The organism is Arenibacter certesii DSM 19833 (assembly GCF_000429545.1).
In the GTDB taxonomy this organism is placed as follows: domain Bacteria; phylum Bacteroidota; class Bacteroidia; order Flavobacteriales; family Flavobacteriaceae; genus Arenibacter; species Arenibacter certesii.
Genome location: NZ_AUCB01000044.1, coordinates 1 through 17402 on the forward strand (window position 1 = coordinate 1; position 17402 = coordinate 17402).

13 protein-coding genes are annotated in these 17402 nt (G+C 38.2%); 6 read left to right on the forward strand and 7 right to left on the reverse strand.

The window, feature by feature from the left end; translation table 11 throughout:
* On the reverse strand, positions 1-201 hold a 201-nt coding region (locus G466_RS24285), incomplete at its 3' end, for a hypothetical protein (RefSeq protein ID WP_205622052.1).
* 273 nt (positions 202-474) lie between these two features.
* Complete coding sequence (locus G466_RS0116905; protein WP_026814703.1) at positions 475-2556, reverse strand: TonB-dependent receptor family protein; 2082 nt, start codon at positions 2554-2556, stop codon at positions 475-477.
* A gap of 247 nt (positions 2557-2803) precedes the next feature.
* On the opposite strand from G466_RS0116905, the gene G466_RS0116910 reads away from it, so the two are divergent.
* Complete coding sequence (locus tag G466_RS0116910; protein ID WP_026814704.1) at positions 2804-3592, forward strand: exodeoxyribonuclease III; 789 nt, start codon at positions 2804-2806, stop codon at positions 3590-3592.
* A 32-nt stretch (positions 3593-3624) separates the two neighbouring features.
* Positions 3625-4665 (forward strand): NADP(H)-dependent aldo-keto reductase, encoded by a 1041-nt coding sequence (locus G466_RS0116915; protein WP_026814705.1) that lies wholly within the window; start codon positions 3625-3627, stop codon positions 4663-4665.
* A 105-nt stretch (positions 4666-4770) separates the two neighbouring features.
* Here G466_RS0116915 and radA read toward each other — a convergent pair whose 3' ends face one another.
* From radA to panC, 5 genes are all read right to left on the reverse strand, one after another.
* Positions 4771-6132: a DNA repair protein RadA gene (gene radA / locus G466_RS0116920; RefSeq protein WP_026814706.1), complete on the reverse strand. Its 1362-nt coding sequence runs from the start codon at positions 6130-6132 to the stop codon at positions 4771-4773.
* Between the two features lie 281 nt (positions 6133-6413).
* Complete coding sequence (locus G466_RS0116925) at positions 6414-7556, reverse strand: alpha/beta hydrolase (RefSeq protein ID WP_026814707.1); 1143 nt, start codon at positions 7554-7556, stop codon at positions 6414-6416.
* Between the two features lie 21 nt (positions 7557-7577).
* Complete coding sequence (locus G466_RS0116930; protein ID WP_026814708.1) at positions 7578-8543, reverse strand: lysylphosphatidylglycerol synthase transmembrane domain-containing protein; 966 nt, start codon at positions 8541-8543, stop codon at positions 7578-7580.
* A 2-nt stretch (positions 8544-8545) separates the two neighbouring features.
* Positions 8546-8896: an aspartate 1-decarboxylase gene (gene panD / locus G466_RS0116935; protein ID WP_026814709.1), complete on the reverse strand. Its 351-nt coding sequence runs from the start codon at positions 8894-8896 to the stop codon at positions 8546-8548.
* An 80-nt stretch (positions 8897-8976) separates the two neighbouring features.
* Entirely contained in the window at positions 8977-9819 is an 843-nt protein-coding gene (gene panC / locus G466_RS0116940; protein WP_026814710.1) for a pantoate--beta-alanine ligase, read from the reverse strand.
* 103 nt (positions 9820-9922) lie between these two features.
* On the opposite strand from panC, the gene G466_RS0116945 reads away from it, so the two are divergent.
* The 4 genes from G466_RS0116945 (at position 9923) to G466_RS0116960 (ending at position 17401) form a co-directional block, all read left to right on the forward strand.
* A complete protein-coding gene (locus G466_RS0116945; RefSeq protein WP_026814711.1) occupies positions 9923-10732 on the forward strand; it encodes a glycogen/starch synthase in 810 nt (269 codons plus the stop codon).
* A gap of 5 nt (positions 10733-10737) precedes the next feature.
* The gene (locus G466_RS0116950; protein ID WP_026814712.1) at positions 10738-12438 is read left to right on the forward strand and encodes a DUF4270 domain-containing protein; all 1701 of its coding nucleotides are present in this window, start codon (positions 10738-10740) and stop codon (positions 12436-12438) included.
* Between the two features lie 126 nt (positions 12439-12564).
* Positions 12565-14412 carry a glutamine--fructose-6-phosphate transaminase (isomerizing) gene (glmS, locus tag G466_RS0116955; RefSeq protein ID WP_026814713.1) on the forward strand — a complete coding sequence of 616 codons (1848 nt, stop codon included), beginning with the start codon at positions 12565-12567 and terminating at the stop codon, positions 14410-14412.
* A 241-nt stretch (positions 14413-14653) separates the two neighbouring features.
* On the forward strand, positions 14654-17401 hold the full coding sequence (locus tag G466_RS0116960; RefSeq protein WP_026814714.1) for a TonB-dependent receptor: 2748 nt from the start codon (positions 14654-14656) through the stop codon (positions 17399-17401).
* Position 17402: the final 1 nt, after the last annotated feature.

Consider the following 17402-nt stretch of genomic DNA (forward strand, 5'->3'; position numbering starts at 1 on the left):
CTTGGCGCAGAAGATGCACCTTGGGCCCTTTTTGGCTTCCTTCAGACCAAGGGCCGCTACCAGTTCGTCCCAAGGGATGGCGATATAGATCTTGCCAAGATCGCTTTCGAGAAACCGGGCGTAAAACGCATCGAACTCTTCGGTCTGGGAGGAAAATGTAAAACTGTGCTGGAAATCGTGGATTCTTCGTATCTTGGACATAGACATTAAGATAAAAACCCCGTTTTTTGAGCTAGAGACTCGTTTTCGGGGTTTTATTATATCTAAATATACGAATTAAATACCTGATAAACAAGCAGTTGCGTCAATTCTGAATGCGCCTAATTATAAATGACCCCCAATGGAATTAAATTCCATTGGGGGTCATTTTTTGCCTATTATAGGTAATAAAGGGGTATTAAGGATATAATTTCATAAGGATCGCATTGTTAGCCTACTTAGACAATAGAAGTGCATCCCTTTATTAGATGGTCTTTATAAAGAATACCTTAACTGTAAGCTCCCGTATAAATTTCTGCCGTCTCCTGGATAATAGTAGCGCGGTTCTGAGCCTCCAAAACCTGTGGTGTTTATGAGTACGGACCTAGCGTATTGGGTGTCGAAAATATTATTTATACCAAATGAAACATCCATATATAGTCTTTTTGCCAATTGATTTCTATAACCAATTTTAGTATTGAATATATTGAATGAGTCACTGGATAGTGTGTTTGCATCGGTTAGGGGAATTTCACCTACGTATTGGTGGGTAGTATTCCAATAAAGCCGTTGTGACAACGTTGCCTGAACCCCAGAATTAAGACGGTTAGCCGGTACTCCGGTTAATGGATTGCCTGAATAATCATTGCCTTCATCAATAAAGGAAACAAATTGATGCTTACTATAAGTATAGCTGATAAATGGTGATAGTATTAATTTTGTGCCTAGCTTCCAATTATATTCCATTTCTAGTTCCACACCTTGGTGTTTTGTTTTTCCCGCATTTTTTCCAACATATTGGTCTTCTCCAACTCGTTCTGCTACCAATAGGTTTTTAACATCCATCCTATAAAGTGCCAATTTGATCTGCATATTCTGATCCAATAAACTCCATTGGGTACCAGCTTCATAATTTATACCGGTTTCTTGGGCAATATCGGGATTAATCACTCCTTCTGGGGTTAAAGTCTCTTCTAGGCTTGGATTTGAAAATCCCCTACTAATATTAGCATAGATATTAATGTCGTCTGAAATCGCATAATTTAAGTTTAGACTAGGTAATATAATGGGTTTAAAATTCCTTTCCGCACTCATGTTGCCGCTTCCCTTATTAAACTGATCCCTAAAATCATAATAAGTCTTATTAATACTCATGCCTATTTGTGCCGAAAATGCTTCGCTTATAGGAAATAGAAGATTTCCAAAAGCATTGAATTGGCGTCTGAATTCCTTATTCTTGGCAAAAGAATCTCCTTTTTTGCTACCTTGGTTATTGTTGTCCTTGTAGCGGTTTTCAAATTCACTCCAATTATATTCGTCTTTATATAGCTCAGCTCCAAAACTATATGCTATCTCTTTTTCATTCAATCCAAAATTGCCAGTAAATTTTGTTCTAAAACCATATCCGTGGGTATATTCGTCCAATATGCCAAATGGTCTAGGTTCATAATGGTCCAAGTAATTATAAAAAATGCTGGTTGAATTTTTTAATTTTTCTGAAAAAGAATGGTTTAGTGTAAGTCCCACCAAGCTATAGTTGTTTGCTTCGTGCCCTCTAGCGGCTTTCCAGGTAAATGCAGCTTGTTTCGGGTTTTCTATAAAATCTGTCAAGCCTAGAGAACTGGGAATATGGGCCGTATAGTCTACATTATTTATAAGCAATCCTATATCGGTCTTTGGGCTTAACCGATAGTTTAGGTCTAAGAGAATTCCATCTTGTTCAAAGCGATTGTTCTCCCTATAGCCGTCTCTTTCCATGTGCCCATAATGAAGGCTAAGGGAAAGCTTGTCTTCCTGGAGTGTAAACAAAAAGTTGTTCTTAATTAGGTTATAAGATCCAAGTGTTAAACTGTTTCTAAAATAAGATGATCCTATTGCTGGTTGTTTGGAGTTTAGATGGATAGCCCCTCCTAGATTGGCTCCAAAATTAGTCCCTTTTGGCCCTTTAATGAGATCTATATGACTAAGGTTTTCTAAATCAAAGGATTCAATTGTGGAAAATCCAGATCCATTGGTAATAGGAATATTGTTGTAATACAATCGTAATTTGTCCGTGCCATATAATGTTCTGGCTCCTATTCCTCTTATGGTGATTCTGTTCGTGTTTAATGCTCCGGACATAATATACACCCCTGAAACTTGATTAATGGAGGATACTATATCTATTGGGCTAAAATTTCTAAATACCTTACCACCAATTATTTGGGTTGGAACTATCCCGTTGTCGGCAGAGGATTTTAGGGCCTCTAGAAGAATTACTTCATCCAATACCGTTATACTGTCCTTTAGAATTGGATCTTGGGCTTTAGAAAAGTTGAAATTTAGAAGAAAAAAAAGAAATAGGTGGTGGGTTTTCATGGATCGATTTTAAAAAGGCAAACTTAAGCAATATTCTGCTATTTCAAATAAAATGTAACCTTAAGGACAATGTTTATAGGCTATTGAAAATAGTGCTAGAAACTATTCCCTTTGTCTTTTTCTGTTAAGGAAACATTGTCTATTTTTAGCCCTGTTTTTTAGGGTTTTTACTAGAAAAGAGTGTACAATAGCCCTATCTGATTCTGGGTGACTCCTGGGCTAAGGGTGAATAAAATTCAAAATAGGGATGAAAATTGTTTCTTACAATGTAAACGGAATTCGGGCAGCTTTAAAAAAGGGTTTTTTAGAATGGCTGCAAAGTGTAGATCCCGATGTGATCTGTTTGCAGGAAATTAAGGTCCAAGAGAATCAATTAGATCTAACCATCTTTGAAGCCGCGGGATATCCTTACCATTATTGGTATAGCGCACAGAAAAAAGGATATAGTGGAGTGGCTATCCTCTCCAAAAGAAAACCGGATCATGTGGAATTTGGTACCGGAATAGAGTACATGGATTTTGAGGGTAGAAATATTAGGGCCGATTTTGATGGTGTTTCAGTAATGAGTCTATATCTGCCCTCTGGAACTAATATTGCTAGATTAGATCATAAATTGCAATATATGGCCGATTTCCAAGAGTACGTAGATGAGTTGAAGCAATCTAAGCCTAATCTTATTATCTGTGGTGATTACAATATATGTCACAAGGCCATTGATATACATGATCCGGTAAGGAACAAAAATGTTTCGGGTTTTCTGCCGGTGGAGCGAGAATGGCTAGACCAGTTTATAAATAGGGGCTTTATAGATAGTTTTAGACATTTTAACAAAGAACCAGATAACTATACTTGGTGGAGTTATAGGGCTAATTCCAGAGCCAATAACAAAGGGTGGAGATTAGATTATGGTTTGGTAAGCGCACCTTTGGAGGGCCGTTTAAAGAGATCTGTAATTTTATCTCAAGCATTTCATAGTGATCACTGTCCTATTTTGCTGGAATTGGAAGGGGTAAGCTCTTTATCCGATTTTTTCTAAAATATTTATATACAACGTTTTAAAGCAATAAAATGAACTATACCAATCTTCCCCATACCAATATTGAAGTCAGTAAAATATGTCTTGGGACAATGACTTGGGGTAAACAGAATTCAGAAGCGGAAGGCCATGAGCAAATGAACTATGCCTTAGAGCAAGGGGTAAACTTCTTTGATACCGCCGAGCTTTATCCAATTCCTGCAGCTGAGGAACGCTATGCACATACCGAGAAAATAATTGGTAGTTGGTTTAAAAAGAACGGCAACAGGGACAAGGTAGTACTGGCTTCTAAAATTGCTGGTAAGTCCCCCGCTACAAGCTTTATAAGAACTACAGGATTTAATAGGGATTCCATTACTGAGGCAGTAGAGGGAAGTCTTAAGCGTTTGCAGACGGACTATATAGACCTGTATCAGTTACATTGGCCTGACCGACCTACCAATTACTTTGGAAAGAGAGGGTATATGCCCGAGGTCACCGATTTCTGGGAAGATAATTTTCATCAGATTTTGGAAACCTTACGCGATCTGATCAGGGAAGGCAAGATTCGTCATGTTGGGGTTTCCAACGAAACTCCTTGGGGAACCATGCGGTATTTGGAAGAAAGTAAGGTGCACGTCACCTTGCCCAGAATGATAACTATCCAGAATCCTTATAGTCTTTTAAATAGAACTTTTGAGGTTGGTTTATCAGAAATAGCCCATCGTGAAAACTTGGGATTATTAGCCTATTCGCCTTTAGGTTTTGGGGTCTTGAGCGGCAAATATCTGGGAGGTAAAATGCCAGATAATAGCAGAGTCGCTCTTTTTCCGAATTACAATAGGTATAGTGGTGAAACTGCGGTAAAAGCTACAGAAATGTACCATAAATTAGCGCAGGAAAATGGACTTTCATTTGCGCAAATGTCGTTAGCCTACGTAAATTCTAGGCCCTTTGTAACTAGCACCATCATTGGAGCTACTAATTTAGAGCAGTTAAAAGAAAATATTGAAAGTGTAGATGTAGTTTTAAGCGATGAGGTGCTTCTGGGTATTGAGGTTATCCACAATGCTATTCCTAATCCCGCACCATAAAATAAGAAATATGCATTTTTTAAAAATCGGATTTTGGCAGTTGGCACTAATCTTATTGGTTGTCCTTATAATTCTAGTGTTAACGCGGATGTTTAATTCAAAAAACTAAGAAAATAGATGATTGGCAATATCTTCGATCCTGCCAATCAATACCACTCGTATTTTTGTTTTTTGTAAGGTAATCTTGTTATTCTTGGAGGCGTATATAGTGGTAAATCCTAATTTTTCAGCTTCCATAATACGCTGATCTATACGCTGTACAGGCCGTATTTCCCCTGCTAATCCTACTTCCGCAGCAAAACAAATTCCCTTTTCTATGGCAATATCCTCATTGCTAGAAAGTATGGCGGCAATAACGGCTAGGTCTATAGCTGGGTCGTCAACAGATATGCCCCCAGTAATATTTAGAAAAACATCTTTTGCTCCCAACTTAAAGCCTGCCCTTTTTTCTAAAACAGCTAAGAGCATATTTAAGCGCTTTGCGTTATAGCCGGTTGTAGAACGCTGTGGTGTTCCGTAAACCGCTGTGCTAACCAATGCCTGTATTTCTATCATTAAGGGGCGCATGCCATCTATGGTAGAGGCAATGGCGGTACCACTTAGCCCTTCATCGTTTTTGGAAATTAAGATCTCAGACGGATTGTTCACTTCACGTAGTCCATTACCATGCATTTCATAAATTCCCAGTTCTGCCGTAGAGCCAAATCTGTTTTTTAGGGAACGTAAGATCCGATACACATAATTTCTGTCCCCTTCAAATTGTAGTACCGTGTCTACCATGTGCTCCAATATCTTTGGACCCGCAATGGCGCCATCTTTGGTAATATGGCCAATTAAGATTACTGGTGTATTGGTCTCTTTGGCAAACTTTATAAGTTCTGCTGTGCACTCCCGGATTTGTGAAATACTCCCTGCGGCAGATTCTATATAATCGGTATGCAAAGTTTGGATAGAATCTATAACCACAATATCTGGATCGGTGGCTTCTATCTGTTTAAATATGTTTTGGGTTTTGGTCTCCGTCAGTATAAAGCAGGTTTCGTTTTCGGAATTTATCCGATCAGCTCGCATTTTAATTTGTTTCTGACTCTCTTCTCCCGATACGTAAAGTGTTTTATAGGGGAGTTTAAGGGCAATCTGTAATATCAATGTACTTTTACCTACACCTGGCTCCCCTCCAAGAAGAATAAGGGATCCAGGGACTATTCCTCCACCTAAAACTCGGTTAAATTCCTGGTCAAATGAATCTAATCGGAGTTCTTTCTCGGTGTTTATTTCGTTAATTCGCAAAGGTTTTGCTACTCTTTTGGAGCTAGGGGAGTCACTTTTCCAAGCCACTTTCACTTCCTTTTGTACCACCTCCTCTACAAGGGTATTCCATTCCTTACAAGCGCTACACTGTCCCGCCCATTTTGCAAACTGGGTTCCGCAATTCTGACAAAAAAAAGTTGTTTTGGTTTTCGCCATTTTCCTCTTTATGGTTTGCGCTAAGGTAGTAAAAGGAATCAAAAATCATGTTCTGGTTTTGTAAAGAGATGTCTGTGCTGCCTAAACCAGACTTGATATTCTCATAGGACATGCAACTTCTCCTCTTCTCCTTTAAGGACTATAGATAGAAAATTTTTGGAAATGCGTGAATATAAGGGTCTATTTCTTATGTTGTGTCCAAATAATCATGTGAACTCAACAATAATTAAATATGCTTTCAATTGACGAAGAAGATGATTGGTCCCTGCACTTATTAAGGATTAATATCCAAAATCTGCCTTAATGGCCTGAATTTTTTCCAAAGCCATATCCTTGGTAAGGAAATCTATTTCGGCCATAGCAAATGATTTTTCAAAAATCCTAAGTGCCTTTTTGGGTTCTCCCAACTGCTCATAATACTCGGCTTCAAAATAAAAACCTAGCATGGTATCCGGATATTCTTTTTTGCAAAGAGCAGATAAAGGTTTCAGCGATTCAAAATCCCCTTTTTTCTTAGAGGCGGCATATATGGCCATTATATCATTAAGGCTAGTGACCTTTCTAAATCCGAATAAATTTGAAATAGAGGTCTGTTTGTCTTCTAAATACTTAAACACTGGCTCGTTTGAGGTAAGTATCTTTTCCCGGTATTCTTTTGGACTGATCGGTTTAAACATTCCAAATATATTGTCGAACGCTTTTCCAATACCATAGGTGGCAACGGAAATATGGTCTGCATTAGGATATTGGTCAAAGAAATAATAAAGATTTTCGTTATCCAAGGCTTTCAGGGAATGATCTAGTGCTAGGATATCATTGGTGTTTTTTCCTTTCTCTCCCTCTAGTATCAATTGATAGAATATCTTATTGGTCATTTCTGATAGTCGATCTGGAACTCTTGTGGTCATTTCAGGCGCCAGGGTGGGTGAGATACTTACATAGGCATTAAAAAGGGAATTTTCTTTGAATAGATAGAAATTTCCAAAATTGGCCGTAATGTCGTATCCAACAAACATCTTAAATGGAGTAGTGTTGTATTTGTTTTCCAAATAGGGAATAAGTTCCATTCCCAAGAATTCAAAAAATAGTTTTCCTTTTTCTGTAGGTAGGCCGTTGTGGGTTTCAAATCCACAATCTTCGTAACGTAAATTATATTTAGATTGGTTAACACCTACAACAATGGCTTCTGGCATTCCGTGAAACCTGCTATAAAATTTGGCATTGGCAACAACCTGATCAAAAAGATATTCGGCGTCCAATACCAACATTAGGGTATATTTTTCTTTAGGATTGTAGGTTTCAGGTACATAATAGGAGATATCTCGCCTTTCCTGTAGTTTAAATGATTCAAATACTTCTTGGGTAACTTGTGCGTTTGTTCCCATGCAAAGCATGAGCGCAATCAAGGTTAAGGTGCGTAACATAGGTTAGATTTGGTTTGGCGACTACTTATTTCTGTTCCATAACGGTAAAAGCAGGAAAGATATTGCCCCAAAAACAACTATCATTAAAGTTTGTGAAATCCACATAATCCATCCAAAAGCGTCGCCAGATACAGAGCTGACCCCAAAAATGGCCAACGCACTACTAACAGCTATGGGGTAAATCCCAATACCACCATTGGTGGCAGACATAGCAAAGGCGCCTGCAACAAAGGCTACAAGTAATTGACTTATGGAAAGATCTACCGTTTCTAGAACCGTGAATTTTATCACCCAAAACATAGCAACATATGCTGTCCATATAAAGAGGGTATGGAATACAAATGCCCATTTTTTTTGCATCTTAAATATGCTGAATATACCGCCTAAAAGACCTCTTAGGAGCCTTTTTAATTTTTGAGCCCAAGGGTGCTTAGATTTTTTTACAAATAGGAATAATAGGGGAAAGGCTATAATTCCAGAAATCATTATAGTTATCAGGTAGGTGAAGTTTAGGCCTCTATCTTTTAAGAAACCCCAAATAATATCGGTTTGTAAAAAAAAAGCAAGGCCAACAACCAGCAGGAGCATAATTAAATCTATTATCCGTTCGGTGACTATTGTTCCAAATCCTTTTTCAAAAGGAACATTCTCATAGGTAGTCAATGCAGTTGCCCTTAATAGCTCACCAGATCTCGGAATTCCCAAGTTGGTAAAATAAGCAGTGAGCAATATTAAAATATTATTCACCAAACTTGGTTTATATCCAAGAGGTTGTAGGAGGTAATTCCACCTTATAGCTCGGGAGATATGGGTCATTATGCCAAGTAAAATGGAAATGCCTACCCAAAAAAGGTCGGCGTTTTTTATATAGTGAATTATTTGCCTCCGCTCCTCTTCCGTGGTAGAGAAGTAGGAGTACCAAATTAAGAATACTCCCAATGCAATTGGGAGTATTGTTTTTAAGGCTTTCTTAGTGGAGGAATTCAAAACTAGGTCAAAAGATTGGTTTCCTCGTTAGGGAATACCAAAGAAGGATTGAAGGTCTTAGCAATTTCAAAGTCCATTTGTGCGTAGGTAATTAATATTAAAACATCACCTACGGCCACTTTTCTAGCTGCGGCCCCATTTAAGGTTACTTCGCCGCTTCCTCTAGTACCTGGAATGGCGTATGTTTCTAATCGCTCGCCATTATTATTGTTCACAATTTGCACCTTTTCTCCCCTAATAATATTGGCGGCATCCATTAAGTCTTCGTCAATGGTTATGCTGCCTATGTAATTTAGGTCGGCTCCAGTTACTTTTACCCGGTGTATTTTAGATTTTACTACTTCTATTAGCATAGGACAAAGTTAATCATTTTAGGTTTTATATTCAGATTTTAGGATAATCGTCTTAATGGCATTGGGATTGTCTAACTATTTTAAAGGGCTAAATTATCTATAAGTCTTACCTCTCCTGCATAAACTGCGATAAATGCCCGGTATTTAGAGTTTTTGTCGAATTCGCTTATCGGTTGCAATTGGGCTTCATCTACAATTTTAAAGTATTCCAATTCTAGATTTGGTTGAGCGCTGAATTCATTTTTCACCCAATCCATTATATACTCCGCATTTTTTGTGCCAAATTTTTCTTTGGCAGACTTCAGGGTTTTATAGATAAAGGCTGCTTCTTCTCTAAGGGTTTCGGACAGCCTTTCATTTCTGGAGCTCATAGCTAGTCCATTATACTCCCTTATAATTGGACAGCCAATTATTGATACGGGCAAATCTTTAATTGCTACGAGTTTTCTGATAATCTGGAGTTGCTGAAAATCTTTTTCACCAAAATAAGCCCGTGTAGGTTTTGTAAGAGTAAGTAGTTTTTCAACAATGGTGCCTACTCCATTAAAGTGGCCTTTCCTAAACTTTCCTTCCATTACTTTATCTAGTCCGTTAAAATCATACGACTGGGAACTAATATTCCCCGAGTAGATTTCATTTGCGCTAGGTGAAAAGACAATAATATGGTTAGAAACAGATTTTAAAAGTAAAATATCCTCATTTAAGGTGTTTGGATATTTGGCAAGGTCTTCTTTATTATTAAACTGAGTGGGGTTTACAAAAATACTTACAATGGTAAAGTCATTCTCTTTAATGGCTTGTTCTATTAGGGAGATATGCCCCAAGTGTAGGGCGCCCATGGTGGGAACTAAGCCTATAGTTTTGGATTTATCCAAAGATTCTAAAAGTAAATTAAGTTCCTTAATCGTGTTTATTAACTTCATCCGATTTGCTTAAAAGACAGCAAACTTACTATAAATACTGCTAATCTGCATAATTTTTGTAATTTTGCAGCTGCGTTTGCACTAGAAATAAAAAATAGTTTGTATGAATGGTAAAAAGATATTGTTTGTATCTTCTGAATTAGTACCCTATCTACCAGAGAATGAAGTTTCCCTAATGTCCTATGAAACCCCTAGGATGGTCAACAGTAATGGAGGCCAGATACGGATATTTATGCCCAAGTTTGGAAACATTAATGAGCGAAGACATCAACTACATGAAGTAATAAGATTATCTGGGATGAACTTAGTGATCAATGACATGGACATGCCACTGATTATTAAAGTTGCTTCTATCCCAAGAGAGCGTATTCAGGTCTATTTTATAGATAACGATGAGTACTTTAAAAGGAAAGCTACTTTTACAGATGAGGAAGGTAAGTCTTTTCCAGATAATGACGAAAGAGCTATTTTCTTTGCAAAGGGTGTAGTTGAAACAGTTAAGAAATTAAATTGGTCTCCAGATATTATTCACGTACATGGATGGATGGCTTCTTTGCTGCCGTTATATTTAAAGAAGTTTTATGCCGATGAGCCTTTATTTGGTGAGAGTAAGATAGTAATGTCTGTTTATGGGGAAGGGTTTGAGGGTGCTCTAGATGCAAATTTGGTGGATAAAATCGCCTTTGACGGTATTGATAAAGAGAGTTTAAATGGTCTAAAAAATCCCACTTATAATAATTTGTTAAAAGTTGCAGTGGATAATTCCGATGCTATTATATTAGCTGCCGATGATCTTCCAAAAGAGTTGGAGGACCATATTTCCAACCTTGAAAAACCAGTGTTGCCGTACGTTGCTTTGCATGAGTTTGAAGAAGCTTACATGAACTTTTATAACACCGAAGTATTAAAATAATCTAAATGAATTTAAGGAAAGGATTAACCTTATCAGCGGTATTGGGTCTGCTGCTCTCAGCAACTTTTATATCGTGTGAAGAGGATTTTACCACGCTAGGTAGCGGAGTGGTGGGCAATGAGCCGTTTACGGCTAACAAAGCGGTATTCGATGTTTTTGCTTATAATAAAAAAGTAGGAGCGGTAAGGACCAATAGAATTCCAGTTTATCAGATAGGTAACTTTAACGATCCAATTTATGGAACAACGGAGGCCTCGATTACTACACAAGTACAGCTCTCTTCCGTTAATCCGGTTTTTGGAAAGTATTCGGCCGAAGTAGAGGCTAAAGCTGATTCCGATAGTAGTAGTCTTACCGTAAAGGAGAATGAAACGGTGAAAGAGGTTTATTTGTACATCCCTTTCTTGGTGAGCCCCTTTGCAGATAAAGATGGAGAAGAGGTGAAGGATAGTCTTGCTGATGGAACTCCACCAAGTAGGCAACCAAAAATATTTGATTTGGATAGTATATTTGGAAATAGGGATGTGCCGTTTAGATTTAAGGTAGAGCGATCTACTTATTTTTTAAGAGATTTAGATCCAAACAGTAATTTTCAGGAAGCCCAATCGTACTACTCAAACCAGCGATTTTCACCAAATTTTGTTTCAGATGTGTTGTTTGATGGGGAAGTTGAGATTTCTAATAAAGATAGTTTGGAGTTTGCAGTGGATAATCCCGATACGGATGGTGTAGATGAGTCTGAAGAGGAGCCTAAAAGAACACCGCCAGGGATAAAAGTACCTTTGGATAAAGCCTTTTTTCAGGCTAATATCTTAGACAAGGAAGGTAGTCAAGAATTATTCAGTCAGGCTAACTTTGTAGAGTTTTTCAGGGGAATCCACCTGTCTGTACCAGATGATATTTTGTTGCTGTTAGACCTAACTCAGGGGTATATCACTATGACATATGAATATGATAGCGTAACCAGTTCTTCCGACGCTACTATTAAAAAGGAAGAAAAGGAATTTCTGCTATCTTTGATTAGAAGGGAAGCTCAAAGCGGTATTATTTCCGGTAACGCGGTGAACACCTTTATTAATGCTGATTATCCGACCGAAATTGCCAATGCAATGGATACTGGAGATAATGCTTCTAAACTTTATATTAAGGGAGGTGCTGGAAGTTATGCGCAGATTAAACTGTTTGATGAGACTAATGGAGAGGAGATTATCAATCAGATAAAAGATAAGAATTGGATTATTAATGAAGCCAATCTTGTGTTTTATGTCGATAGGAGCACCCTAAATGCCGCTCCAAATGCTATTGAACCATCCGTTTTATATCTCTACAAAGAAAATGGAGGTCCTGTTTACAACCCATTTTTGGAGAGTCAGGATGATATAGCTAATGGTAATATTACTAATTACGATGGTAAACTGTATAAGGAGGATGGAAAGGGAGATCGATATAAGATTAGGATTACCAATTTAATCAATGATATTATTGTAAGAGATTCTACTAATGCTACTCTTAACTTGACGGTTACCTCAGATATTAGGGTAACTAACGCTAGAAAGGCTTTACTTGCCGATGATAGTGAAGTGAATGTGCCGTTGATGTCTATTGTTAATCCCTTTGGAACAGTATTGATCGGTAGTGGTAATGTGCCTAATGGGCAGGAAAACAGAAAATTACAACTCGAAATATTTTACACTAAAGCCAATTAGGGCAAAAAAAGTACCACTTAAGGTATTTTTTCGGTAAATTATCGGATAATATAAAGGTTTATTGTAACAAGCGACTACATTTGTTACAATAAACCTTTTTTTTATAAATAACTAAACCGAAAAGATATGTGTGGAATTGTAGGATATATAGGATATAGAGATGCATATCCAATCATTGTAAAAGGACTTCAACGCTTAGAGTATAGAGGGTATGACAGTGCAGGAATTGCGCTTTACGATGGTCAGGATATTAATTTATCAAAAACCAAAGGGAAGGTAGACGACCTTAAAAAGAAGGCTGAAAGCAGCATGTCTTTAAAGGGTACTTTGGGCATAGGTCATACTAGGTGGGCAACACATGGAGTTCCAAATGATATAAATTCCCATCCCCATTATTCCAATTCCGGCGATTTAGTTATTATTCATAATGGGATCATAGAGAATTATGATTCCATAAAAAAAGAATTGATCAATAGGGGGTATACCTTTTCTTCGGATACCGATACCGAGGTATTGATTAACCTTATTGAGGAAGTAAAGAAAAAGGAAAACGTAAAGCTGGGTCATGCTGTTCAAATAGCACTTAATCAAGTTGTTGGGGCATATGCCATTGCGGTAATAGACAAGCAGAAGCCAGATGAGATAGTAGTGGCCAAATTGGGAAGTCCTTTAGCAATCGGGATTGGGGAAAACGAATTTTTTATTGCATCCGATGCCTCTCCATTTATAGAATTCACCAACAATGCAGTTTACTTAGAAGATGAGGAAATGGCTATTATCCGAATAGGAAAAGAAATAAAACTGCGCAAAATTAAGGACAACTCCATTGCCTATCCCTCTATACAAGAATTACAGTTAAATCTAGAGGAAATAGAAAAAGGAGGTTTTGAGCATTTTATGCTAAAGGAAATTTATGAGCAGCCCCGAGCTATATTGGATACCTATAGAGGTAGACTCTTAGCAAAGGAAGGTATAATAAAAATGGCGGGGATTGATGAGAACTTAGAGAAATTCTTAAATGCCAACAGAATTATAATTGTAGCTTGTGGCACTTCATGGCACGCTGGCTTAGTGGCCGAATATATATTTGAGGATCTAGCGCGTATTCCAGTAGAGGTAGAGTATGCTTCGGAATTTAGATATCGTAATCCTGTAGTTACGGAAAATGACGTGCTTATCGCTATTTCTCAATCTGGAGAAACGGCAGATACCTTAGCGGCAATAAAACTAGCTAAGGAAAAAGGAGCGTTTGTATTTGGGGTTTGTAACGTAGTAGGTTCTTCTATTGCTAGGGAAACGGACGCAGGTGCTTATACCCATGCAGGTCCCGAAATTGGAGTGGCCTCTACTAAAGCCTTTACCACCCAAATTACTGTCTTAACGCTATTGGCGTTGAAATTGGCCAAGGCGAAAGGCGTTTTCAACAGCACCCGTTTTCATGAATATTTAACAGAATTAGAGCAAATTCCGGCTAAAGTAGAAGAAGCCCTGCTGACTAATCCATTAGTGGAAATAATCGCCAATGTGTACAAGGATTCTCCTAATTGTCTATATCTGGGAAGGGGATATAACTTCCCCGTAGCTCTTGAAGGGGCGCTAAAACTAAAGGAAATCAGCTATATACATGCAGAAGGGTATCCTGCGGCAGAGATGAAGCATGGACCAATAGCCTTAATAGATGAGCATATGCCCGTTGTGATAATTGCTACCAGTAAAGGACATTATGAGAAGATTGTTAGTAATATCCAAGAGATAAAGTCTAGGAAAGGCAAAATAATCGCCGTGGTAACCCAAGGAGATGTGCAGGTGAGAGAGTTGGCAGACCACGTGATTGAAGTTCCAGAAACCTTGGAGAACCTTACTCCCTTGTTAACTACTATCCCATTGCAATTATTATCTTATCATATTGCGGTAATGAGAGGTTGTAATGTAGACCAGCCGCGTAACCTAGCGAAATCTGTGACGGTAGAATAGTGATAATTCAATACGAGTTTATGACATCCATAGGAGTAGGCTAAAAAAATGCTATTATTTATGGATATTTTGTTATGAGTGCATCTTTTTGGAGATTAACGATTTATTCCATCAAATTTTTGAGAAATAAATACTATGCATGCATAATTTAATTGAAATTCTTAGAGTTGATATAAAAATATATGTATATTGGCTAAATACATATTGATGTATATTAATGCTAATTTAACCCAAAAGCTTTATGAGAACTACCCTTCTATTATTCTTTTTACTGTTTGGAGTGTTCGCTTATACCCAAACAAGTATAAGTGGAACAGTGGTGGACCAGAATAATGCTCCCGTGCCCGGAACTAACCTAGTTATTATAGGTAAAGCGATAGGCACGGTGACCGATTTTGATGGTAAATTTACTTTAAACACCAGCGAAGAGCCTCCTTTTACACTTAACGTAACTAGTGTTGGATTTGTGCCTACTACGGTAAGCATAACTCAAAAAAATCAGACGGTTACCATTGTTCTAAACGAAGAGCAAACACGTTTGGATGAGGTGGTAATTTCTGCCTCTAGAACTCCAGAACGTATTTTTGAATCCCCAGTAACGGTTGAGCGGTTTGGACTAAAAGAAATAAAAAATACCGCTTCGGCCGACTTTTATGATGGCTTGGAGAATTTGAAAGGTGTTGATGTTAATACCAACAGTCTTACCTTTAAGTCTATTAACACTAGGGGGTTTGCAAGTTTTGCAAATACCCGTTTTATGCAATTGGTTGATGGAATGGATAATTCTACTCCTGCACTTAACTTCCCAATTGGAAACCTAGTAGGGATGAATGAAAACGACGTTCAGAGTGTGGAACTACTTCCTGGAGCTGCTTCTGCACTATACGGTGCCAATGCCTTTAACGGAATTCTTTTTATGAGAAGTAAAAGTCCGTTTGATCACTCTGGGATTAGTGCCTATGCTAAAAGGGGGATGACTTCACAAGAGGCTGCAGGAGACAATGCTTATACGGATTTTGGTATCCGTGCTGCACTTAAATTCAGTGAGAAATTTGCTGGGAAGGTTAATTTTTCTTCTCTAAGAGGTATAGACTGGGCGGCAGTTGATTATTCCGCAAAACCAGGTACCGGAGCTACCAGGGCCAGTATAGATTACGATGGGTATAATATATATGGTGATGAGGTTTCAACAAATATCAGGGCAGCTTCTGGAGGCTTAGGGATAATACCAGATGTTGTAGTAAGTAGAACGGGTTATGCAGAGCAAGATCTAACCGATTATAATGCCGAAAGTGTAAAGGCAGATTGGGGTTTATACTACAGACCTTGGGGGAACGACTTCGAAATTGCCTATGTAGGAAAAGTTGGTACAGGAACTACCATCTATCAGGGAACCAACAGGTATAATATTGATAATTTTACGCAGCAACAACATAAGTTGGAGGTTAGGAACGACAATTTCTTTCTTAGAGGTTATGTTGTAGCCGATAAGGCGGGAGATTCATATGATATGGTTTTTACCGGTATCAATATCAATAGGGCATGGAAATCTGACGAGCAATGGTTTAGTGAATATATAAATACATATGCAGGAGCTACTTTAACAGGAGCTACGGATGAGCAAGCTCATGCTGCTGCAAGAGCGAAAGCAGAAACAGGAAGGCTAATCCCAGGAACGCCTGAGTTCCAGTCTACGTTTAATAAAGTTATTAAGGATCCAGATTTTAGTAAGGGATCTCAATTTAAGGATGCCTCCAAATACTATCATGCCGATGCCAATTATAACTTTTCTCATCTCTGGGACGCTGTAGATGTGCAATTAGGTGGTTCTTATAGAAAGTATGATCTAAATTCATTTGGAACAATCTACACAGATTATGATGGTAGTATTACATACTCGGAATTTGGAATTTATACGCAGTTGCAAAAACAAGTTGACTTAAGTGAAGCTGTAGTTTTAAAACTGACAGGTTCTGCACGTTATGACAAATCTGAATTCTTTGATGGGTTCTTGTCTCCGCGACTTTCTGCCGGATTTACCATTAACCGTGATCACAATATAAGGGCTTCCGTACAAACTGGATTTAGAAACCCAACTACCCAAGATCTTTTTATTGGATTGGATGCTGGTAGGGCAATCTTGGTAGGATCTGCTCCCGCCAACTTAGATAGGTATTCTAGAACCTATAATGTAAGTGCCTCTGGGCAACAATTGAATCAGCCAGCAACCGTAACACAAACAGGTGCCGCAGCCTATAACAATTCTTACTTGGCAGCTTCCGTTAGCGAGTTTGCAGCGACTGAAAATCCTGCTGTCTTGGAAATAGGGAATTCGGATTTGGTAAAACCAGAAAAAGTGAGTTCTGCTGAAGTTGGGTATAGAGGAAAGCTAAAGAATACTGTAGTAGATATGAGTGTTTATTACAGTACCTATAAAGATTTTATCTCAGGGGAGAATGTAATAGCTCCGTTTTATGGTCAAGTTGGCGACAATGGATTGTCTGTAGCAGCTATTGCTAATGGAGATTATAAGGTGTATCAAACCTATACCAATTCGGAAGCTAATGTTAATTCCTATGGAGGATCTATTGGGATTTCAACCAAGGTTTTAGGTAATTTTGATCTAGGTGGAAGTTACACGTTCACCCAACAAGATTTTGACCAAGCGGCATTTCCAGACTTTAGGACCAATTTTAATACTCCTGAGCATAAAGTAAAGGCTTCCTTTGGCAATACAGCCCTTTTTAAGAATTTCGGATTTAACGTAGCATGGAGATGGAGTGATACTTATTACTGGCAAGCTACATTTGGTGATGGTCAAGTTCCTGCCTTTCATACGTTGGATGCGCAGATCAATTACAGTGTGCCCAGTATTAAGTCTACCTTTAAAGCTGGTGCAGCAAATGCTTTGGGTGATGAATATTTCACTGCAATTGGTACGGGCCATATAGGATCTATGTATTATCTGTCTTGGACAATTAATAACTAAC

Excerpts from the sequence above, each read along its gene's own strand:
- G466_RS0116950 (WP_026814712.1), top strand. The coding sequence starts at position 10,738 with ATGAATTTAAGGAAAGGATTAACCTTATCAGCGGTATTGGGTCTGCTG.
- G466_RS0116915 (WP_026814705.1), top strand. The coding sequence starts at position 3,625 with ATGAACTATACCAATCTTCCCCATACCAATATTGAAGTCAGTAAAATA.
- G466_RS0116960 (WP_026814714.1), top strand. The coding sequence starts at position 14,654 with ATGAGAACTACCCTTCTATTATTCTTTTTACTGTTTGGAGTGTTCGCT.
- G466_RS0116910 (WP_026814704.1), top strand. The coding sequence starts at position 2,804 with ATGAAAATTGTTTCTTACAATGTAAACGGAATTCGGGCAGCTTTAAAA.
- panC (WP_026814710.1), bottom strand. The coding sequence starts at position 9,819 with ATGAAGTTAATAAACACGATTAAGGAACTTAATTTACTTTTAGAATCT.
- G466_RS0116925 (WP_026814707.1), bottom strand. The coding sequence starts at position 7,556 with ATGTTACGCACCTTAACCTTGATTGCGCTCATGCTTTGCATGGGAACA.
- G466_RS0116905 (WP_026814703.1), bottom strand. The coding sequence starts at position 2,556 with ATGAAAACCCACCACCTATTTCTTTTTTTTCTTCTAAATTTCAACTTT.
- radA (WP_026814706.1), bottom strand. The coding sequence starts at position 6,132 with ATGGCGAAAACCAAAACAACTTTTTTTTGTCAGAATTGCGGAACCCAG.
- G466_RS0116945 (WP_026814711.1), top strand. The coding sequence starts at position 9,923 with ATGAATGGTAAAAAGATATTGTTTGTATCTTCTGAATTAGTACCCTAT.
- glmS (WP_026814713.1), top strand. The coding sequence starts at position 12,565 with ATGTGTGGAATTGTAGGATATATAGGATATAGAGATGCATATCCAATC.
- panD (WP_026814709.1), bottom strand. The coding sequence starts at position 8,896 with ATGCTAATAGAAGTAGTAAAATCTAAAATACACCGGGTAAAAGTAACT.